The sequence below is a fragment of the Bacillus sp. 5w2 genome, assembly GCF_054353775.1.
Genome location: NZ_JBTIWT010000026.1, coordinates 24,116 through 44,673, shown reverse-complemented (window position 1 = coordinate 44,673; position 20,558 = coordinate 24,116). Strand labels below are relative to the sequence as shown.

At 35.9% G+C, this 20,558-nt stretch carries 20 protein-coding genes; 8 read left to right on the top strand and 12 right to left on the bottom strand.

The window, feature by feature from the left end:
- Positions 1-144 precede the first annotated feature (144 nt).
- Entirely contained in the window at positions 145-585 is a 441-nt protein-coding gene (locus tag ACXY7N_RS27720) for a Dps family protein (RefSeq protein WP_001041891.1), read from the top strand.
- A 592-nt stretch (positions 586-1,177) separates the two neighbouring features.
- Positions 1,178-1,375: a hypothetical protein gene (locus ACXY7N_RS27715; protein ID WP_016085645.1), complete on the top strand. Its 198-nt coding sequence runs from the start codon at positions 1,178-1,180 to the stop codon at positions 1,373-1,375.
- A 17-nt stretch (positions 1,376-1,392) separates the two neighbouring features.
- Here the strand turns inward: ACXY7N_RS27715 and ACXY7N_RS27710 are convergent, their stop codons facing one another.
- Entirely contained in the window at positions 1,393-1,635 is a 243-nt protein-coding gene (locus tag ACXY7N_RS27710) for a hypothetical protein (RefSeq protein ID WP_488592815.1), read from the bottom strand.
- 157 nt (positions 1,636-1,792) lie between these two features.
- Positions 1,793-2,371, bottom strand: a complete 579-nt coding sequence (locus ACXY7N_RS27705) for an LOG family protein (RefSeq protein ID WP_033659971.1) — start codon at positions 2,369-2,371, stop codon at positions 1,793-1,795.
- 73 nt (positions 2,372-2,444) lie between these two features.
- Between ACXY7N_RS27705 and ACXY7N_RS27700 the strand changes: the two genes are divergently transcribed.
- Together ACXY7N_RS27700 and ACXY7N_RS27695 are read left to right on the top strand one after the other, a co-directional pair.
- On the top strand, positions 2,445-2,768 hold the full coding sequence (locus ACXY7N_RS27700; protein WP_000355762.1) for a MazG nucleotide pyrophosphohydrolase domain-containing protein: 324 nt from the start codon (positions 2,445-2,447) through the stop codon (positions 2,766-2,768).
- 53 nt (positions 2,769-2,821) lie between these two features.
- On the top strand, positions 2,822-3,328 hold the full coding sequence (locus tag ACXY7N_RS27695; protein WP_016085642.1) for a ferritin: 507 nt from the start codon (positions 2,822-2,824) through the stop codon (positions 3,326-3,328).
- A gap of 25 nt (positions 3,329-3,353) precedes the next feature.
- Here ACXY7N_RS27695 and ACXY7N_RS27690 read toward each other — a convergent pair whose 3' ends face one another.
- The 5 genes from ACXY7N_RS27690 to ACXY7N_RS27670 all read right to left on the bottom strand — a co-directional run bounded on the left by ACXY7N_RS27690 (position 3,354) and on the right by ACXY7N_RS27670 (position 9,906).
- The gene (locus ACXY7N_RS27690) at positions 3,354-3,587 is read right to left on the bottom strand and encodes a hypothetical protein (RefSeq protein WP_016135978.1); all 234 of its coding nucleotides are present in this window, start codon (positions 3,585-3,587) and stop codon (positions 3,354-3,356) included.
- A 93-nt stretch (positions 3,588-3,680) separates the two neighbouring features.
- Positions 3,681-4,862 carry a NupC/NupG family nucleoside CNT transporter gene (locus tag ACXY7N_RS27685; RefSeq protein WP_016085639.1) on the bottom strand — a complete coding sequence of 394 codons (1,182 nt, stop codon included), beginning with the start codon at positions 4,860-4,862 and terminating at the stop codon, positions 3,681-3,683.
- Positions 4,863-5,223: 361 nt separating this feature from the next.
- Positions 5,224-6,405 (bottom strand): NupC/NupG family nucleoside CNT transporter, encoded by a 1,182-nt coding sequence (locus ACXY7N_RS27680; protein ID WP_016085638.1) that lies wholly within the window; start codon positions 6,403-6,405, stop codon positions 5,224-5,226.
- Between the two features lie 296 nt (positions 6,406-6,701).
- Positions 6,702-8,141: an alanine/glycine:cation symporter family protein gene (locus tag ACXY7N_RS27675; RefSeq protein ID WP_098560993.1), complete on the bottom strand. Its 1,440-nt coding sequence runs from the start codon at positions 8,139-8,141 to the stop codon at positions 6,702-6,704.
- 334 nt (positions 8,142-8,475) lie between these two features.
- Positions 8,476-9,906 (bottom strand): alanine/glycine:cation symporter family protein, encoded by a 1,431-nt coding sequence (locus ACXY7N_RS27670; RefSeq protein ID WP_098560994.1) that lies wholly within the window; start codon positions 9,904-9,906, stop codon positions 8,476-8,478.
- Between the two features lie 303 nt (positions 9,907-10,209).
- On the opposite strand from ACXY7N_RS27670, the gene ACXY7N_RS27665 reads away from it, so the two are divergent.
- On the top strand, positions 10,210-10,848 hold the full coding sequence (locus ACXY7N_RS27665; protein WP_016085635.1) for an NAD(P)-dependent oxidoreductase: 639 nt from the start codon (positions 10,210-10,212) through the stop codon (positions 10,846-10,848).
- Between the two features lie 54 nt (positions 10,849-10,902).
- On the opposite strand, the gene ACXY7N_RS27660 is transcribed toward ACXY7N_RS27665, so the two are convergent.
- The 5 genes from ACXY7N_RS27660 to ACXY7N_RS27640 all read right to left on the bottom strand — a co-directional run bounded on the left by ACXY7N_RS27660 (position 10,903) and on the right by ACXY7N_RS27640 (position 17,678).
- Positions 10,903-13,464 carry a M60 family metallopeptidase gene (locus ACXY7N_RS27660; RefSeq protein ID WP_488592809.1) on the bottom strand — a complete coding sequence of 854 codons (2,562 nt, stop codon included), beginning with the start codon at positions 13,462-13,464 and terminating at the stop codon, positions 10,903-10,905.
- A 566-nt stretch (positions 13,465-14,030) separates the two neighbouring features.
- The gene (locus ACXY7N_RS27655) at positions 14,031-14,360 is read right to left on the bottom strand and encodes a GNAT family N-acetyltransferase (RefSeq protein WP_488592814.1); all 330 of its coding nucleotides are present in this window, start codon (positions 14,358-14,360) and stop codon (positions 14,031-14,033) included.
- Positions 14,361-14,620: 260 nt separating this feature from the next.
- Positions 14,621-15,547 carry a thioester domain-containing protein gene (locus ACXY7N_RS27650; RefSeq protein ID WP_016085632.1) on the bottom strand — a complete coding sequence of 309 codons (927 nt, stop codon included), beginning with the start codon at positions 15,545-15,547 and terminating at the stop codon, positions 14,621-14,623.
- 112 nt (positions 15,548-15,659) lie between these two features.
- The gene (locus ACXY7N_RS27645) at positions 15,660-16,499 is read right to left on the bottom strand and encodes an aldo/keto reductase (RefSeq protein WP_016135983.1); all 840 of its coding nucleotides are present in this window, start codon (positions 16,497-16,499) and stop codon (positions 15,660-15,662) included.
- A gap of 15 nt (positions 16,500-16,514) precedes the next feature.
- Positions 16,515-17,678, bottom strand: a complete 1,164-nt coding sequence (locus tag ACXY7N_RS27640) for an MFS transporter (protein ID WP_176553795.1) — start codon at positions 17,676-17,678, stop codon at positions 16,515-16,517.
- 392 nt (positions 17,679-18,070) lie between these two features.
- Here ACXY7N_RS27640 and ACXY7N_RS27635 point away from each other — a divergent pair, with 392 nt between their 5' ends.
- The 3 genes from ACXY7N_RS27635 (at position 18,071) to ACXY7N_RS27625 (ending at position 20,510) form a co-directional block, all read left to right on the top strand.
- Positions 18,071-18,418 (top strand): winged helix-turn-helix transcriptional regulator, encoded by a 348-nt coding sequence (locus ACXY7N_RS27635; protein ID WP_000760478.1) that lies wholly within the window; start codon positions 18,071-18,073, stop codon positions 18,416-18,418.
- Between the two features lie 428 nt (positions 18,419-18,846).
- Positions 18,847-19,287 carry a DUF1641 domain-containing protein gene (locus ACXY7N_RS27630; RefSeq protein ID WP_001115309.1) on the top strand — a complete coding sequence of 147 codons (441 nt, stop codon included), beginning with the start codon at positions 18,847-18,849 and terminating at the stop codon, positions 19,285-19,287.
- Positions 19,288-19,331: 44 nt separating this feature from the next.
- Entirely contained in the window at positions 19,332-20,510 is a 1,179-nt protein-coding gene (locus ACXY7N_RS27625) for an NAD(P)/FAD-dependent oxidoreductase (protein WP_000043197.1), read from the top strand.
- Positions 20,511-20,558 lie beyond the last annotated feature (48 nt).

Genomic DNA, 20,558 nt, shown 5'->3' with positions numbered 1-20,558 from the left:
GTAATAGGGATTTTTATATACAACAGTTCATAATTTGTTCAAATTAATTCCAGCAAAAGGGTTGATTTATACGAATTACTAGATTATAATAATTATAAATTAGTAATTGATATAACATAACAACTCAAAAGGAGATTGATCATAATGAACAAACAAGTAATCGAAGTATTAAACAAACAAGTAGCAGACTGGAGCGTTTTATTCACAAAACTACACAACTTCCATTGGTACGTAAAAGGACCCCAATTCTTCACATTACACGAGAAATTCGAAGAACTTTACACAGAATCAGCTACTCACATCGACGAAATTGCAGAACGTATTTTAGCAATTGGCGGTAAACCAGTAGCAACAATGAAAGAATACCTAGAAATATCTTCTATTCAAGAAGCAGCTTACGGAGAAACTGCAGAAGGGATGGTCGAAGCAATCATGAAAGACTACCAAATGATGCTAGTCGAACTGAAAAAAGGCATGGAAATCGCTCAAGACTCTGACGACGAAATGACATCTGACCTACTACTAGGCATCTACACAGAACTAGAAAAACACGCTTGGATGCTACGCGCATTCTTGAATCAATAATACTTAAAAGCGAAAGCGGCTCGTTCAGAACAGGAGGGTGTTGGAACTCCTGATTACGAGGCGCTTTTTGCCTCGAATGAAGGAGTGAAACAACCGACTGTTCTAGCCGCTGGAGCTGGATATCATTAAAAGCGGAAGCGGCTCGTTTAGAATGTGAGGGGGATGGAGCTTTTGACGTAGAGGCGCTCTTTGCCTCGCAGGAAAAAGCGAAGCCACCGAACATTCTAGCCGCTGGAGCTGGATAATACTTAAAAGCGGAAGCGGCTCGTTCAGAGTCGCTTTTTTCTATTGGGTGTTCCCGTATGATGGTACATGAAATTATATCAACGATTTTTCAAATATATCGATCATAACTTGCAATATATCAACGATTTTTTCATTATATCGATCACAACTCACAATATATCAACGATTCGACAAAGAATATCGATTTACCAACAAATAACGACAATAATAGCACTCACCTCCTCTACTTTCATCAATATATTACAATCTCTTTTATGTTAAAATATAGGAAACACCTTTTAGTAATTAGATCCAAAAAGCTTTTCCAAGTTCATCATTTACTAATTAAATGGCGGGAGTGGTTCAGTTGAAAGACTACTTAATTAGAGCATTTTTTGCGTTAATAACAGTTGGGATTGTCTTACTTATAGCTACTATTTTCAATATACGTGTCGAGGTGAAAGACTATGCTTTCCTCGTTGTTGTAGCAATTGGTGGCGGCTGGGGTGGCTGGTACCTGTATAAAAAACAAAGTAATCAAAATGATAAAGGCATTCCAAAATAATACGGAATGCCTTCTTTTTATTGCCGTCTATAATAAATAATGAAATTCAAGCCGCTAATACAGCCAATCGCAATAAACATGTTAAAACTCTGCACATCTCCGGCTAGATTATACTCATCAACAATAAACCCAGTCATAAACAGTGTTATCGCAGAAACACCAATACATAATATCGAAATAAACCAAAGCGAAAACTCATTAATTAGCTCTTTCTTCTGCGTTGAAACAATTAGCATAACAAGAATAGATGCTGCTAATATACTTTAAAAAACAGGACGTAAATACACAAACTCCTCCATCTATTTCTCCTTTTCCCAAAACATCATATCTCAACATTAACATATTTAACCAAATTAAAAACACATGCCTTTTCAAGATAAAATGACATGTGTTTCCAAAAATCTCTATACAATTGTATTATGATAGTTGCTTCCACTTCGTCCCCAAAACAGGACGTTCATAATTTTGTATTTCATGAATTAACCTATCTGCTGTCTCAGCTGAAACGATCAACTCTTTATTTGATGGATTCATAAACCCTTCTTCTGCTGCACGTTCAACCATTTGCAGAATTGGTCCATAAAAATCTTTAATGTTTAATAAACCAACCGGCTTATTATGTATACCAATTTGTGACCAACATACAACTTCAAATAGTTCTTCAAACGTTCCGTATCCGCCTGGCAGTGCAATAAAAGCATCCGCAAGCTCTGCCATTTTTGCTTTACGCTCATGCATCGTTTCTACTTCAATTAATTCTGTTAATCCTGTATGTACGATTTCTCCTCGAAATAGACCACGTGGCATAACACCTGTTACACGCCCGCCCAAACGAAGAACTTCATTCGCCACTTCTCCCATTAATCCAACGCAAGAACCGCCATATACAAGCTCATAATCGTTCTTAACAAACATTTTCCCTAGCTCTATCGCCTGCTCTTTAAATTCTGGTCTCTCCCCTAAATTGGAACCTGCAAACACACAAATCTTTCTCATTCCTACACCCCAAAACTATATATTGTCATGATACAATGAGTATTGTACAACATATTGAAGGGATGAGGAAGAAATGGATATCGTCGCATTTCAAAGATGGGTGGAGGAATTTTACGAAAAACGAAGCTGGTCACAGTATAATTCCTTTATTCGCTTAAATTTCTTAACAGAGGAAGTTGGGGAAGTTTCACGCGTTGTTCGCGCCATTGAAATTGGCCGTGATCGTCCTGATGAAGACGCGAAAACAGAAGAAGAGCTAAAACAAGAACTAAAAGAAGAACTTGGTGATGTACTGTCTAACCTTATTATTCTTTCACAAAAATATGATTTAGATTTACAAGACATTATGGAAGCACACGTCACAAAGCTTTCGAAAAGGTTTGAAACATCTAAATGAGAATATTATCAATTATGATATAATATTCTTGTCACAATACTAAGGGGGATTTTATGTTATCTAAAAAATTGCACGACGCACTAAACGATCAAATGAACTTCGAGTTTTACTCTGCCCACGCTTATATGGCAATGGCTGCTTACTGTACAGCCGAAAGCTATGATGGATTTGCTAACTTTTTCCTTGTACAAGCTGAAGAAGAGCGTTTCCACGCAATGAAGCTTTACAACTACATTAATGACCGCGGTGAGCGCGCTATTATTACTGGATTTGATAATCCGAATAACGAATACGAATCTGTATTGAATGCTTTTGAAGTCGCACTTGAACACGAGCGTGAAGTAACGAAACGTATTTATCACTTATCTGATATTGCTTGGGATGAGCGTGAACACGCAACAATCACCTTCTTAAAATGGTTCGTTGATGAGCAAGTAGAAGAAGAAGCTTCATTCGATAGCATCATCCAAAAATTAAAACGTATTACAAGCGATTCAAATGCACTATTTATGCTAGATGCTGAATTGGAGAAACGTACATTTACGGCTCCAGCTGAGTAATATTTCAATCACCTTAATGAATGTATTAAGGTGATTTTTTTATTTCTTCCCTAAGCTTAATAACCTTCGCCAAATCCTTCTTATAAAGCCCTGAAACCTTTTCAACAAAGTCACTATGAGTAAAAGTCCCATCTCCTTCTTCTACTATGCTCAAGTATCCGTGTATCAATTTCAAAAATGCTCTAGCATCTTCACCAGTTAATTGGTCAATGTTCTCTATACTCTCATCAAACTCCCTTAAACTATCCCGTTCTTTCAACCTAATTCCCCCTCTCTGTATTACTTATCATACCAAAATAAAAAAGTCGTTCATCCCTCTAGGCGAGAGATAAACGACTTCTATACCGTTTTATTAAAGCATAACCCCAACGATAATCGCTGATAATATACTTACTAGCGTTGCACCGTATACAAGTTTTAGTCCGAATGATGATACAACGTTTGCTTGTTTGCCATCGATACTCTTCGTTGCACCTGCGATAATTCCGATAGATGAGAAGTTCGCAAATGATACAAGGAAGATAGATAAGATACCTACTGTACGAGTTGATAACTCACCAGCTACTTTGCCTAAATCAAGCATCGCAACAAACTCGTTCGTTACTAATTTCGTTGCCATAATTTGTCCTGCTGTTAGCATCTCTGATGTTGGAATACCCATTACGAATGCTAATGGTGAGAAGACATATCCTAAAATGCTTTGGAATGTGATTCCGAAAATTGAATCGAATACACCATTAATTGCTGTAATTAATGCTACGAAACCGATTAACATCGCCGCTACTGTTACAGCGATAGAGAAACCAAGCATAATATATTCGCCTAACATTTCAAAGAATGTTTGTTTCTTATCTTCTTGTAATTCTAAAATATCGTCTTCTTCTTTTACTTCATATGGATTAATGATATGAACGATAATGAATCCACTGAATAAGTTTAGTACAAGTGCTGTTACTACATATTTTGGATCAATCATTTTCATATAAGAACCGACGATTGACATCGATACTGTTGACATGGAAGATGCACAAAGTGTGTATAAACGATTTTTCGGTAATTTGCTTAGTTGATCTTTTACTGTAATAAATACTTCCCCTTGACCAACAATTGCAGCTGCTACCGCATTATACGATTCTAGTTTTCCTAAACCGTTAATTTTACTTAATAGGAAACCAACTGCACGAATGATAATCGGTAAAACTTTAATGTGTTGTAAGATCCCGATTAGTACTGCTAAGAAAATAATCGGTAATAATACTGTTAAGAAGAATGGTGCTTGTCCATCATTTGCTAAACCACCAAATACGAAATTAACCCCAGCTTCCGCAAATTTTAAAATAGCGCCAAACCCATCTGCAATCCCTTTTACTAATACAAATCCGACTTTTGTATTTAGTAAGAAATACGCAAGTACCAATTGAATGACAAGCATAAGTGCAATTGGTTTATATTTAATTTTCTTACGATCTGAACTGATAAGGAAACCTAGTACAAATACTACAAGTAAACCGACTAGAAACATTACTATTTTCATATGTGAATCCTCCACTTCTCCCACGAGTTATCGGTCGTATAACGTTTAACGTATAACGAATGACGTCTGACCATTGATGTTAAAAAATTTAAAACCCCTAAATACTATTCAACTGTTATCTAAAATCAGTAAGCGTTTACATAAATTGCAATTTATAAAAGGTAGCTTCTTCTCTCCTACCATACTTGAAAGTCTGAAATTGATACCACCTACAAATCAAATTGTAAGCGTTATCTAGATGAAATGCAATATAAATTTTAAAAGATTTTTATATGTTAATATATTCCTAATTAATTGGTTTTTTCATGAAAATTTACCATAAAAAAAATAGCCCTAACTATGAGCTAGGGCCACCTTTTTTTTATAACATAACACCAACGATAATCGCTGATAGAATACTTACTAATGTCGCACCATACACAAGGCGTAGACCGAATGATGATACAACATTTGATTGGTTTTCATCGATACCTTTCGTTGCACCTGCGATAATTCCGATAGATGAGAAGTTCGCAAATGATACAAGGAATACAGACAGAATACCAACTGTACGAGCTGATAAATCGCCAGCTACTTTTCCAAGATCAAGCATCGCAACAAACTCGTTTGATACTAATTTTGTTGCCATAATTTGTCCCGCTGTTACCATCTCTGCTTGCGGGATACCCATTACGAATGCTAATGGTGAGAAAATATATCCTAAAATAGCTTGGAATGTAATACCGAACATGGAATCAAACAAGCTATTGATTGCTGTAATTAATGCTACGAAACCAAGTAACATTGCTGCTACTGTGATTGCAATCGTGAAACCAAGCATAATATATTCGCTTAGCATTTCAAAGAATGATTGCTTTTTCTTATTTTCTAATTTCAGTGTATCTTCTTCTTCTGTAATATCGTACGGGTTAATAATATGAATAATAATGAAACCACTAAATAAATTTAATACAAGTGCTGTTACTACATATTTCGGTTCGATCATTTTCATATAAGAACCTACGATTGACATCGATACTGTCGACATGGAAGATGCACATAATGTATATAAACGATGTTTTGGGATTTTACTTAATTGGTCTTTTACTGTAATAAATACTTCTGCTTGTCCAACAATGGCAGCCGCTACTGCGTTATATGATTCTAATTTTCCTAGACCATTTACTTTACTTAACAACGTACCAATAGCACGAATAAATATCGGTAAAATTTTAAAGTGTTGCAGAATTCCAATTAAAACGGCAAAGAATACGATTGGTAATAACGCTGTTAAGAAGAATGAAACCTCTCCTTTATTAACAAGACCGCCAAATACGAAAACGATTCCAGCTTCCGCATATCCAAGAAGCGCGCCAAATCCATCTGAAATTCCTTTTACTAAAATATAACCAACTTGCGTATTTAATAAGAAATAAGATAATACTAGCTGAATAACAAGCATAATTGCGATTGGTTTGTACTTAATCTTCTTTCGATCGGCACTTATAAGAAAACCGAGTACAAATACAACGAGTAATCCTACAAGAAACATAACAAACTTCATTAATAAAATCCTCCATTTAACTCTTCATTAACGTTGAACGTCTGACCACTCAAAATAAGAAATAATCCGAACTTTCCATTTCTCCTCTAAAAGCTTCAATCGGATAGGAAAGATCATAAAACCTCTTGTTTCAAAGGCATTTTCCATTCTAACATAAATCACAACTCATATCCGCACTTTTCTTAAAAAAATTACATTTTATTATAAAACATCTATGAATGTTCGTCTTTTACTACCTACAAATAACTGGATAAAACAAAAAAATGAGCATCAAGTTTCACTTGATGCTCACCTCATTATACCGCTTTTTCTTTATCCGCTACTTGCTCTTCCCAGCACTCTGTATTTTCCAGACCTGGAATAGAATTTGCGTAGAAGACCGGATCTTTTCCTTGTTTCTTCTGCTTAATATAATCTGCTAACGCTGCGAAAGCGTATTTAGAAAGGAATACGATCGCCACTAAGTTAATAACAGCCATAATCCCCATAAATAAATCTGCTAAATCCCAAACGATTTGAATTGTTGCTACAGACCCTAACATAACCATACCAAGTACAGCAATGCGGTATGCATTTAATAGCACTTTACTTCCATTTAAGAACTCAATATTTGTTTCACCATAGTAGTAGTTACCTACTAATGAACTGAATGCAAACAAGAAGATTGCCACCGCTACAAATATAGAAGCCCACGGTCCGATATGTTGACTTAATGCTTGCTGTGTTAATTGAATACCATTTAGATCAGCTGCACCAGGTACATCAGATAATAAAATGATGAATGCTGTACAACTACAAATTAATAATGTATCTGTAAATACCCCTAAAGTTTGAATGAAACCTTGTTTAACTGGATGCGTTACGTTTGCAGTCGCAGCTGCGTTCGGCGCACTACCCATACCTGCTTCATTTGAGAATAATCCACGTTTTACCCCTAGTAAAATCGCAGCTCCTAATCCTCCGCCCACTACTTCTTTAATTCCGAAAGCATGTAAGAAAATTTCTTTAAATACATATGGAATTGCCGTAATGTTTGTTACAACAACGAATAATGCCACTGCTACATAAATAATTGCCATTACTGGTACGATCATTTCAACCGCACGTGCAATACGTTTTACTCCGCCGAAGATAATAACTGCAAGTAAACCAGCCATAAACAGACCTACAAACTTACCATCTGTGTTAAACGCTCCATCAAAAGCCGCCGCTACCGTGTTTGACTGCACGGCGTTGAAAATTAATCCGAAACTAACTGTTATTAGAACAGAGAAAACAACCCCTAGCCAGCGTTTCTTTAAACCCTTTTCCATATAATACGCTGGGCCACCGCGGAATGCATTCCCATCTTTTACTTTATAAATTTGCGCTAATGTGCTCTCTACAAATGCAGAAGCACCCCCAATTACCGCAATTAACCACATCCAAAATACTGCTCCTGGTCCACCCGCTGAAATCGCGATAGCTACACCAGCTAAGTTACCCGTACCTACACGAGAAGCTGTACTCATACAAAAAGCCTGGAACGATGATACACCGCTCTTCTCTTTTTGTGCTTTCCTCGTTTTCGAACTTGCCCCATCCCCAAGCAATCGAATCATTTCACCGAAGTAACGAATTTGGACAAATTTCACACGAAACGAAAAGTAAAGTCCTAACCCAATTAACATCGCAATAATGATATATGACCAAAGGACATTATTTACATCCCCAATTACCTTAGCTAAAAAATCCATATTTGCATTGCCCCCTCTTCCTAACAATAAGAAAATTATATTCTAAAAACTTTTAGTAATCAAGAACTTTATGTTAGGTTTTATGACATGAACACGTTAGATTTATTAACATACATGTTTTTTTTACGTAAAAATATAACCAGTACGTGCATGTATCTAATACTCAATCACTCATCCCATTCGATCATTCATACTTTTAAGACAGTACGTTCCTACAAATAACGAGAGGAATGAATGAACAAAAAATTATATTAATAATTACCTCCCACCCTCTTCATCATTTACTACAACAAAAAAGACGAGCATCGAATTTATCTCGATGCTCGCCTTTTCATTACACTGCTTTTTCTTTATCCGTTACCACTGGCTTATCCCAACACTCTGTATTCGTTAAACCCGGAATAGAATCTGCACTGAAGACTGGATCTTTTCCTTGTTTCTTTTGCCTTACATAGTCTGCCAAAGCAGCATATGCAAATCGGCCAAGAAGTGTAATCGCAATTAAGTTTGTGATTACCATTAGTCCCATAAATAAATCCGCCATATTCCATACAACTTGAAGTGTCGCAACAGAACCGAATAATACCATTGCAACTACCGCAATACGGTAAATTGTTAACCACGTTTTACTTTGTTTAATGAATTCAATATTTGTTTCACCATAATAGTAGTTTCCTAGAAGTGAACTAAACGCAAATAAGAAAATAATAATCGCTAAGAAGCTACTTGCCCATGGGCCGATTTGTGAACTTAATGCATTTTGTGTTAATTCAATACCTTCTAAATTTGTTGCTTTATATGCACCAGAACATAGTACGATAAACGCTGTTGATGTACACACTAAGAATGTATCTACTAAAACACCGATTGTTTGAATAAAACCTTGCTTCGCCGGATGCGTTACATCAGCTGTCGCTGCCGCATTTGGCGCACTACCCATACCTGCTTCGTTCGCAAATAATCCGCGCTGAATACCATATTTCATTGCAGCACCGATACCGCCACCTACAGCTGAATCTAAACCGAATGCACCTTTAAAGATCTCCGTAAACACATCTGGTATTAAATAGAAGTTTTTAATAACAACAAAAATAGCTACTGCAATATAAATAAGCGCCATTGGCGGAACAATCATTTCCGACATACGTGCGATACTTTTTACACCACCAAAAATAATAACCGCAACTAATGCAGCTAATGCAATCCCAACAATGTAACGCTCAATACCAAATGCATTTTTAAATGCTAATGTTACTGTATTCGCTTGTACGGAGTTGAAAATTAAACCGTAACTAATTGTAATAAGGATAGAGAACCAAATTCCCATCCAACGTTTATTTAAACCTTTTTCCATATAATAAGCAGGACCACCACGGAAGCCACTGCCATCTTTTATCTTATAAATTTGCGCAAGCGTACTTTCTACGAAACTTGAAGACGCCCCGATAATCGCAATCACCCACATCCAAAATACAGCTCCAGGTCCTCCCATAGAAATAGCTAACGCTACACCGGCTAAGTTCCCGATTCCAATACGAGCTGCTGAACTCATACAGAACGCTTGGAAAGAAGATACACTACCTTTTTTACGCGTCTTTCCAGTTAATCCATCACTCATTAGTCGAACCATTTCCCCTAAATGAGTAATTTGTACGAATTTCAATTTAATAGAAAAATAAAGACCTAAACCAATTAACATTGCAATAAGAATATATGACCAAAGAATTGTATTCGTTGATGAAACAAATTGTTCCAAAATATTCATACAATTAACCCCTCCTTTTCTCCATAAATCGAATTATATTCAAAAAATATTCAAAAATCAACATTTTTCGACATCTCATAACTTCCAAATATTAGGTCCCCATCACCAATACAATATTCTTTTATGATTTTACTTTCAGTAGCTGTGCATACTAAAACAAAAAATAAATCTACAAACTACCCCATTGACAAAAATACCAACCTGTAACTATAATGATTACAACAGGTTGTAACAAACATAATTACAATACATTCATTTACTTTCAGATATACACTTTAACAAAACACTTTGGAGGGATTTATTATGAAAATCGGAATCATCGGAGCAACTGGTAAAGCAGGAAGTCGTATTTTAAAAGAAGCATTAGATCGTGGACATGAAGTAACTGCAATCGTAAGAAATGCTGCAAAAATTACAGAAGAAAACGTAAAAGTTTTAGAGAAAGATGTATTCTCTCTTACATCTAACGACCTACAAGCATTCGATGTAGTTGTAAATGCATTCGGCGCTCCAGCAGGAGAAGAACATCTTCATGTAGATGCAGGAAATGTACTAATTGAAGCTATGAAAGGTGCACCTAACACAAAATTACTTGTAGTTGGCGGCGCTGGCAGCTTATTTGTAGACGAAGAGAAAACAACACGTGTATTTGATACACCTGGTTTCCCTAACGAATACCTTGCAACTGCTCAAAACCAAGGGAAAAACTTAGAAATTCTGCAACAAACAAACGATATTACTTGGACATTTATCAGCCCTTCTGCACTATTCGCACTAGGAAAACGTACTGGTTCTTATACAGCTGGTAAAGACAATCTTCTTGTGAACTCAAAAGGTGATAGCTACGTAAGTTATGAAGACTTCGCAGTAGCAGCACTTGATGAAATCGAAAATCCAAAACACGTAAACGAACGCTTCACAGTTGTTTCTGAAGCTGAATAAAAAAAAAAAAGAAAAACGCGCATAGATACAATATCTATGCGCGTTTTTCTTTTATTATATTCCCTTTACTTGTTCTAATCCACTTTGAGTAACTTTAAATGAAACTTTTGTTGAAGCTAATTGCTCTTCTAATTTACTCTTTTTATACCATTTTAAACGACTCGGTTCTGCATGATACACTTCAATAACATCTCCATACTCAAATGGAGTGCCATTTACTTGCTCAGCAAAATTCTTTGAAGTCTCTTGCCCTTCTGCTGTTACATGCTTTTTCTCAGTTCCATTTTGATCGTATAACGTAATTCCCATATATAATTCATTTTTAAAGTAGCTATGAATTTGTTCATCTGTAGACGTTACATGTAGTTTCTTATCCTCATGATTTAACGTTACAATAGAACGAACAACATTACTAAGCCCTTGGTATACAATGCTATCTCCATATGTTACTTCTACTGGTACTTCCGTCACTTTCTTATTTCCAAAACGATCTTTCGTTTCTACTTTTACTTTTTGTTCACCAATTTTTGTTGTATTCGGTTTTTCTACAAATCCGATTACTTCTCCATCTTTCACCTGAACAAAGTCTTTCGCTTCTAATTTTTCAGCGTCTATTCCGATTACTACTTTTTGTGGTACTGCCGTTACTTCTTGTAAGCTTTCCAGTTTTTCAAAACCTTTTTCCGTTATTTCAAAGTACAACTCTTGTTTCCCTTTACCGCTACTTACAAACTCATTCTTTTGATACCACTTTAATCGATCTGATTCTGCATGATATACTTCCACAACATCACCATATACAAAATCTAAACCATTTAATTGATTTGCAAAATTCTTTGAAGTCTCTTGCCCTTCTGCTATTACACGTTTTTTCTCGTTTCCATTTTTATCATAAATCGCAAGACCCATATATTTTTCCTTTTCAAAACGATAATGAACTTTAGAGTCCGTTGATGTTGCCTGTAGCTTTTTCGTATTATGATTCGCCGTTACGATAGAACGTATCGTATCGCCATCACCTTGGAAAATTACACCATCACCATAACCAACATTCACTACAACTGGAATTAAATTTTTATTCCCTTTTTTATCTATAATTTCTACTTTTACAGTTTTTTCTCCAATCCCAGGTTTATCTTGTATAATTACACCTGTTACTTTTACACTTTCTCCTAAATTTTGTACAAGTTCGTTTGCTTTTTTCTCATCATATGTAGTACCAACTGCTACATTTTGTATTTTTGTATCATTCGGCTCACCATATGGAACTTCATATGGCTCAGTCTGTTTTTCTCGAATTGGATTACTATCTGTCGATAACCATATTTCTTTTTCTAATTTTGGTAAATTTAATTTTTCAATCTTTTCTCTCGTAGCATCATTTGCAATTAATCCCCATTTATCAAAGAAAGGAATTAAATTTTGTCCTGCGACTTTTGACGTCATATAAATAAACATCTGCTTTTTCTCTTCATCAGATTTAGGCAGTTCTGTATCATGTAACAAACGATACATTTGATGTAAATTCGGATAGAATTGATCCCCATAAGCTAAATGCAACTGCCAAAACATAACTAATTTCTCAAATACATCCATCTTTTCTTGTGCATCCGGTTTACCTAAATAAGCAAATGCAGCTTCATAGCGCCCCTCTTGCTCTAACCTTGTTTTATGCCCGAATGTAGTTTGAACTGCCAAAGAATAAATATTAACGGTTACTTCTCCAAGTCCATCCCATAACCAAGTGTCCTGTTGATGTTGATGTCCCACTTCATGCCAAGGCCCCCATCCATCATTAGTTAACTCTTCTAGATTTAGTACTGACTCTAAATTCCCTTTACTATAAGCTGTTCGATAATAAGTCGCATACATATAATTGTCCGTATACCAGTCTTCAACAAAATGAATGGAATGTTTACCTTGATTCGCAACACCCGCACCATCTTTTGATAAACCTGATATCTTATGTTCTATATTAATTATTTCATCGTGTTTCTTTAATAACGCAGCTGGATCTTCTTGCTTCAAATGTTCCGCCACAGTTTCAGGATGCACAGTTAATAAACTATTTTCTCCCTTCATTTCTATTGCATATGGATCAGGATTCTCTGCCAACATACGCTTCCAATCTTTTGTCGTATGCTTTCCTAAAATAAATAAAGGATTTGGTGTACCACCTTTTTTCACTTTAGCGACTACTTCTCCTGTGTTGTGATAATTATAAAAGTATAATAGTCCCCCATTTGAAGAAGAAATTTTATTCTCACCAGGATTTAAATTGAATTGTTTAGGTTCTTCTTTTTCATAAGAATATGTGCCAATATAGGCTCTAATCTGTTGATTCCCTTCTACTTGAATAACTACTTCTTCACCTGGCTTTACATAAATGCCCGTTGGTTCATAAGGAGAAAAACTCATTCGACGCTGATGCAACTCACGCATCCCTTCTACATCACCTTTTGGCAGTAATTGATACACTCGCTCTTCTTGCTGTTTCTCCTTATCTTCAATCGTCATCTCTGCATACACCTTAGGTAATTCAAGTCCATATGGCGTTAATAACGTAGCTAAACAAACACAAGCTACTAATACCCTACTCGTCTTTTTCTTCGACATAATCTGTGTCCCCTGTCCTGTTTTTAAACCAACCATCCTATACATTCATTTAATGAAAAATCCTATTATTTTTATAAAAACATTTAACAAATAGACTAACACCTCGCACGCCTATATCAATTACTACCGCATTTCTCTAAATATATTCGCTTTCTTACATTGTAAAATTTTCATGTAATATGCCCTCCTCACTTCTCTCTATTTGTGATGAGTTCTCTTCGTACATAAAAAGAGAATAGTAAAAGATATCATTTAGTATTGTCATCTATACATCTAAAAATAGTAATAGAATCTTACATTTTCTTCATATATGACCATCTATAGGCAGTTTTTCCAACTGAATTGTACACGCTTTACACTTTGTTTGATAGCACTCCCAATCAGAATAATGTTACAATTTAGTGAATTCAATCCATTAATCTTAACGTTACGATTAATGGAATTTAATATTATTTTAAAATAAAAACCTGTCAAAAAAGATACTACTCTTTTTTAACAGGTTTTTTTATTAGTTCAGTATACGTTTCATTATAAATCCTTTTCCATTTATCCATTCACCTTCAATTTCACCAGTTAAATGAAACCCGATGGATGGATTCATTTAATTTTTGGGCAAGTTTATTCTCTGGATGTATGCTTAAATATATAACTTTTCTACCATATTCTTTTTGTAAATAATCTATTAGCAAACGCAATAATGTTTTCGCATACCCTTTACCTTGGCAATTACTATCAATCATAAATTGATTTAAATATACAGCCTTCTCTTTTTCTTCAAACCAACCATACATCGTGTATCCGATTGGCATATCACCGTCATAAAAACCTACTGAAGCAGCCTCACCTTTATATCTTGTATCAGCATCGACTAAACACTCTGAAACCGTACTTTCAATACATGCAAGCTGTTCTCCCGTTACTTCTAAATTGGCAATTTCATTTCAATTTTCATCCGTTACTTTACAAATATGAAGAGTCATAATTCCTTCTCTCTTTCTAATTTCTCATTTTCATTATACCTTACGGTGGTGTAATGAAGCCAAAACAAACGAATTCTAACCCTTTTCGTACTTCTAAAGAAAAGGTGCTATAGAAATTTTTCGTGGCAAAATTTAAACCAATAAAAAAGCATTGGCAAATGCCAACGCTTTTTTCATCATCTGTTATATTGATTCGGTTTATGTGGTTCATTTGGTGTATAGGGTTTATTTGGTTTATTATCATGACCATTTGCTTTTTTCCAACTTACCGCTAACTCTGGACTTGTTTTTTCTTCACTACGCTCAAGTAATACTACTGCATTTTGAATTGTCGGTGTGCCCTTATGTGCAATCCCTTGTAACTTCGTTAAATTCCCTATTACTTTGAAACTAAATCCACCAGCCGGTGTTTGTTTCGGAATTAAAATGCGGAATTTCTCTCCCACATTAAATTCTGTTTTCGCCTCACCTTTTTCATTTACGAACTTCGCGCCCTGCGGTGCACCTGTTGCCTGTACTTTATACGTTCCACTTTTCGCGTTAGTTTGTACTGTGTATAAACCTGTTTCAAAAAACTCATCTTTTAATACCGCTTCTTGTTCTTCTGTAGGCGTTACACTCATCGTAATTTCTTGTAACTCTTCACTAGCGTTTGCTTTTGCAACGATATCTTTCGTTACCTTTTCTACATTTTTATTACGGAAATCTAAATCATTAATATCGATTTGTTTTAACGCATTCCATACTGCAAGCTGCGTTGCGTAATGCGCTTCTCTCCAATCAGAAACACCTAATTCTTGTGGACTCTTTTGTGGATATCCATTCAATAGTACGCGGTACACATTAATATCCACTTTCCCCATTTCCGGTAAATCTTGACCGCTCGGAGATTTCAAATCTACATTTAAGCAAAAAGCAATTTTGCCATCTGCCGTTTTAATAAGTTCTGTTCGAATTGGCTTCTTCTTTGACTTACTATAACTCCAATCCATTTGATACTTTGTATGATCCATAACTTCTGCAAATGCTTTTTGAAGTGGGAATAACACAAATAAAACACTTAAAAGCATAGCTAAAAGTTTGAACGATTGCTTTATATTCATGTTTACAGCCCCTTATAACAAACTTAATACTAAGTAGTATTTATTTAGAAAATATTTTTATACACAAAAAAAGAGTGCATAAAAGCACCCTTTTTTCTTTCTTACTTGAATCTTAGAAATCAAAGTTATCAGGATCTGGACCAACGCGGTGATTTTGATTTAACGCATCGATCTTTTCCATATCTTCTTTCGTTAATTCAAAATTAAATACATCAGCGTTTGCAATAATGCGGTGTTCTTTCGTTGATTTTGGAATTGTGATTACTCCATTTTGAAGATCCCAACGTAAAATAACTTGTGCTGTTGTTTTACCATGTTTCTCAGCAATTTCTTGTAATGTTTCGTTATCCAATAATTGACCTTGCATAAGTGGTGACCATGCTTCCATTTGAATACCTTGTTCTTTACAGAAAGCTTGTAATTCTTTTTGCGTTAAACGAGGGTGGTATTCTACCTGGTTAATCATTGGCTTAATTTCCGCATCTTTCATTACATCTTGTAAGTGATGAATTTGGAAGTTACTTACGCCAATTGCACGTACTCGTTCTTCTTTATAAAGTGTTTCTAACGCTCTCCACGTATCTTTGTATTTCCCTTCTACAGGCCAATGAACAAGATATAAATCTAAATAATCTAGCTCTAATTTTTTTAAGCTCTCTTCATATGCAGCAAGTGTCGTTTCATATCCTTGATCTGCATTCCACACTTTTGAAGTGATGAATAAATCTTCTCGAGAAATGCCCGCTTCTTTTATACCAGCGCGGATTCCTTCTCCAACCGCTTTTTCGTTTCCATAAATCGCAGCTGTATCAATACTGCGATATCCTGCTTTGATCGCCGACTTTACAGCCTCTACCAGTTCTGGTCCATCTTCTACTTTAAATACACCTAAACCGAACCAAGGCATTTCTACACCGTTATGCAATGTTATTGTACTTTGTAAATTTTTCATTATATTTTCTCTCCTTTATTTTGCTTGATCTCTTTTTTCTAATGCCATACTCCATGCTGTTAAAATAACAGCACCTACTACCATAACGCCGCCTACCCACGCCGTATGAATTAACCCTAACGAGTTCGTTACAACACCGCCTAAATAAGCACCAAGAGCGATTCCTGCGTTGAATGCTGCAATATTCATTGCTGATGCAACATCGACAGCGCTAGGCACAAAGCGCTCAGCCAAAATAACGACATATACTTGCAGCCCTGGAACATTCATAAATGCGAATAGTCCCATGAAAATAATTGTGATTAACCCAGCAACTTTAAATGGTGCTGTAAATGTTAAAACAAATAATACAATTGCTTGAATAAAGAACATGTAAAATAACGCTCGAATCGGATTATGATTTGATAATTTTCCGCCGACCATATTCCCAATCGCAATTGCGATTCCGTACACTAACAAAATGATTGTAACAGTACTTGCTTTAAACCCTGTTACTTCTTGTAGTAACGGAGATAAATACGTAAACGTTACAAATGTCCCACCGTATCCTAATGCAGTAATGATGAAAACAAGTAATAACCTTCCGTTCGTAATCAGTTTGAATTGATCACGAAATGATACGGACGTACCTTTTTTCAAGTTAGACGGAATCAGCATACTATTGGCGATTAAGGCAACGATTCCAATTACCACAATTACCATAAACGATGCTCTCCAGCCAAATTGTTGACCTATAAATGTTCCAATTGGTACGCCTGTAATGGTCGCAACAGTTAATCCAGTAAACATAAATGCAATTGCACTCGCACGTTTATTCTCTGGTACAAGCGCAGCCGCAATTGTGGATCCTATCGACATAAAAACGCCGTGTGCAAAAGCAGATACAACCCTCGCGATAAGTAACACGGTAAAACTTGTTGCCACTGCCGCAATTCCATTACCAATAATGAAAATAATCATAATCCACATTAATAACGTCTTTCGCGACATACTAGCTGTTAATGACGTTAATACTGGGGCACCAAACGCTACTCCTAACGCATATAAAGAAACGGTTAAGCCCGCTGTTGTAACGGAAACATGTAAATCCTCTGAAATAGATGGTAATAAACCGACACTAATAAATTCGGTTGTACCAATTCCAAACGCACTAATTGCTAGTGCCAATAAAGCAAACATACTTCTCCGATTCTTCTGTACTGCCGAAGAAGATATTGTATATGAATTCAATTGAACTCCTCCTTAATGCGAGAAATCCAATCATAATAGTATGAAAAAAGGCCTTTTTTCTTCTACAAAGATAATGTTACTGCTGATATATGCTATTATGAATGGCTTCACTCTTTTTTTGAAGAACGCACTTTAAAGTACGATAGGTACCAAAAAGTAACATAGGCACTTTTTAGTACCGTACTACTCATTTCCCTCTTACGTATGCTATTATGGAACATATTCAACATGATAAAAAGTACGTACTTTAAAGTGCTATAGGTACTTTTTAGTAACATTTAAATTATTTAGCTTCTTTTGTTGGAAAACTGACATCTACATTCATCAAAGGAGATTTTTATATGAAGAAATATAATATTCCCGTTGAAGCAACTTTAGAGGTTATCGGCGGAAAATGGAAAGTCGTTATTCTTTGCCACTTAACGAAAGGGACAAAGAGAACGAGTGAATTAAAACGTCTCATGCCTGGTATTACACAAAAAATGTTAACACAGCAATTACGCGAACTAGAAGAAGATGGAGTTATTCAAAGAAAGGTATACAATCAAGTACCACCGAAAGTAGAATATTCTCTTACAGACTACGGTTGGTCTTTAGAATCCATTCTTGATTCTCTTTGTACTTGGGGCGAATGCCATCTTGAAAAAAGCGGTAATACATCGATGCTAATTACAGAGGGTGAACAATAAAAAAGGAAAAAATGAACATAAATTTGTCCATTTTTTCCTTTTTTCTTTATATATACGTACATTTCTAACCTTATCAAAATAATTTATGCGCTTTCACGCCTTGTCAGTACTACGTTATACGCTTAATATCGAATAATTAGGAATCATTTTTATGTTAACATAGGTGTATATAGTATATAATATAGGATATATATTATATACACTTTCCGGTAACGGAGCTTTCCATTATGCGGACAAGCCATGTATCGGACAGTTCATAAATAATAGGTAAGACATTATGGTTTTGGATTTATGATTTCAGCTTACTTGCTGGCATAAATTTAAAGGCATTTTATTGTGCTTTGTGAAACTTTGTATAAAGTTTCGCAAGCGTTTACTATCTTACCTATCAAAAATAAGAGTATTGCTATCGTAAAGGAGAATTGGAGATGCCAGAAACTATGACTCAAACAAAGCCAGAACAAGAAACTGTACAAATTTCTGCTAGCCAAGGACAACTTGATGTACTTGATCAGTTGTTAAAACCTGAGGTACAAGAATCATTAACTACACTAGTAGAACAGCTTCCAAAATTAACTGAGCTTGTTAACATTTTAACTAAGTCTTATGACTTCGCTCAAACTGTTGCTACTGATGAAGTATTAAAAAGCGACACTGTTGGTGCAATCACAGAGCTTGTAGAACCTGTAAAAGATACAGTGAAAAGCATGGCTGCTACTGCAATCGAAGCGAAAGATCGTGCTGACGAAAGCAACGAAGTTATCGGCCTGTTCGGTCTATTAAAATTATTAAAAGACCCACAAGCACAAAAAATGTTCCGCTTTGTGAACGCATATCTTCAAATTAGTGCAGAACGTAACAATAAATAAGTTAACTTATAACAACAATTAGTAAAGACGGGGGATATCATACTATGTCAAAACAAATTGTCATCTTAGGCGCTGGTTATGGCGGTCTTCTTGCCGCTTTAAACGTACGTAAATATTACAGCAAATCAGAAGCACAAGTTACAGTGATTAATCAATACCCAACACACCAAATTATCACTGAACTACACCGCCTTGCAGCTGGTAACGTTGCTGAGCAAGCAATTGCAATGCCACTTACAAAGCTTTTCAAAGGTAAAGACATCGATCTTAAAATTGCAACAGTTGAGTCATTCTCAGTTGATAGCAAAGAAATCAAACTAGCTGGTGGCACTACTTTATCTTACGATGCACTTGTAGTTGCTTTAGGAAGTAAAACTGCTTACTTCGGTATTCCAGGACTAGAAGAAAACAGCATGGTATTAAAATCTGCTGCTGATGCAAACAAAATCTACAAACACGTTGAAGACCGTATTCGTGAATACGCGAAAACGAAAAACGAAGCTGATGCTACAATCGTAATCGGTGGTGGCGGATTAACTGGCGTTGAGCTAGTTGGTGAGCTTGCTGACATTATGCCTAAACTTGCAAAAAGCCACGGCGTAAATCCAAAAGAAGTTAAACTTCTTCTTGTTGAAGCAGGTCCAAAAATCCTTCCAGTATTACCAGACCACTTAATCGAACGTGCAACTACTAGCCTAGAAGCACGCGGTGTTACATTCTTAACAGGTCTTCCTGTAACAAACGTTGCTGGCAATGAAATTGACTTAAAAGACGGTCAAAAACTTGTTGCTAACACATTCGTTTGGACAGGTGGCGTACAAGGTAACCCATTAATCGGTGAATCAGGTCTTGAAGTAAACCGTGGTCGTGCAACAGTTGATGCATACCTACAATCTACTTCTCACAAAGACGTATTCGTTGCTGGAGACAGCGCTGTTGTCTTCTCTCCAGATGGTCGTCCATACCCACCAACTGCACAAATCGCTTGGCAAATGGGTGAGTTAATTGGATACAACTTATACGCAGCACTAGAAGGCAAAGCATTCGAAGAGTTCGCACCTGTAAACTCTGGAACACTTGCTAGTCTAGGACGTAAAGATGCGGTTGCTACAATCGGAGCAAGCAATACTCCACTTAAAGGTTTACCAGCATCATTAATGAAAGAAGCAAGTAACGTTCGTTACTTATCACACATTAAAGGTCTATTCAGCTTAGCTTACTAATCTGAATATAAGCCCGAATCATGCCCAGCATGGTTCGGGCTATTTTTA

Bases quoted from the DNA above. Each gene is read 5' to 3' on its own strand.
- ACXY7N_RS27720 (WP_001041891.1), top strand. From the start codon at position 145: ATGAACAAACAAGTAATCGAAGTATTAAACAAACAAGTAGCAGACTGG.
- ACXY7N_RS27630 (WP_001115309.1), top strand. From the start codon at position 18,847: ATGCCAGAAACTATGACTCAAACAAAGCCAGAACAAGAAACTGTACAA.
- ACXY7N_RS27680 (WP_016085638.1), bottom strand. From the start codon at position 6,405: ATGAAGTTTGTTATGTTTCTTGTAGGATTACTCGTTGTATTTGTACTC.
- ACXY7N_RS27670 (WP_098560994.1), bottom strand. From the start codon at position 9,906: ATGAATATTTTGGAACAATTTGTTTCATCAACGAATACAATTCTTTGG.
- ACXY7N_RS27705 (WP_033659971.1), bottom strand. From the start codon at position 2,371: ATGAGAAAGATTTGTGTGTTTGCAGGTTCCAATTTAGGGGAGAGACCA.
- ACXY7N_RS27640 (WP_176553795.1), bottom strand. From the start codon at position 17,678: ATGTTTGCTTTATTGGCACTAGCAATTAGTGCGTTTGGAATTGGTACA.
- ACXY7N_RS27650 (WP_016085632.1), bottom strand. From the start codon at position 15,547: ATGAATATAAAGCAATCGTTCAAACTTTTAGCTATGCTTTTAAGTGTT.
- ACXY7N_RS27635 (WP_000760478.1), top strand. From the start codon at position 18,071: ATGAAGAAATATAATATTCCCGTTGAAGCAACTTTAGAGGTTATCGGC.
- ACXY7N_RS27660 (WP_488592809.1), bottom strand. From the start codon at position 13,464: ATGTCGAAGAAAAAGACGAGTAGGGTATTAGTAGCTTGTGTTTGTTTA.
- ACXY7N_RS27685 (WP_016085639.1), bottom strand. From the start codon at position 4,862: ATGAAAATAGTAATGTTTCTAGTCGGTTTACTTGTAGTATTTGTACTA.
- ACXY7N_RS27645 (WP_016135983.1), bottom strand. From the start codon at position 16,499: ATGAAAAATTTACAAAGTACAATAACATTGCATAACGGTGTAGAAATG.
- ACXY7N_RS27675 (WP_098560993.1), bottom strand. From the start codon at position 8,141: ATGGATTTTTTAGCTAAGGTAATTGGGGATGTAAATAATGTCCTTTGG.
- ACXY7N_RS27695 (WP_016085642.1), top strand. From the start codon at position 2,822: ATGTTATCTAAAAAATTGCACGACGCACTAAACGATCAAATGAACTTC.
- ACXY7N_RS27700 (WP_000355762.1), top strand. From the start codon at position 2,445: ATGGATATCGTCGCATTTCAAAGATGGGTGGAGGAATTTTACGAAAAA.
- ACXY7N_RS27665 (WP_016085635.1), top strand. From the start codon at position 10,210: ATGAAAATCGGAATCATCGGAGCAACTGGTAAAGCAGGAAGTCGTATT.
- ACXY7N_RS27625 (WP_000043197.1), top strand. From the start codon at position 19,332: ATGTCAAAACAAATTGTCATCTTAGGCGCTGGTTATGGCGGTCTTCTT.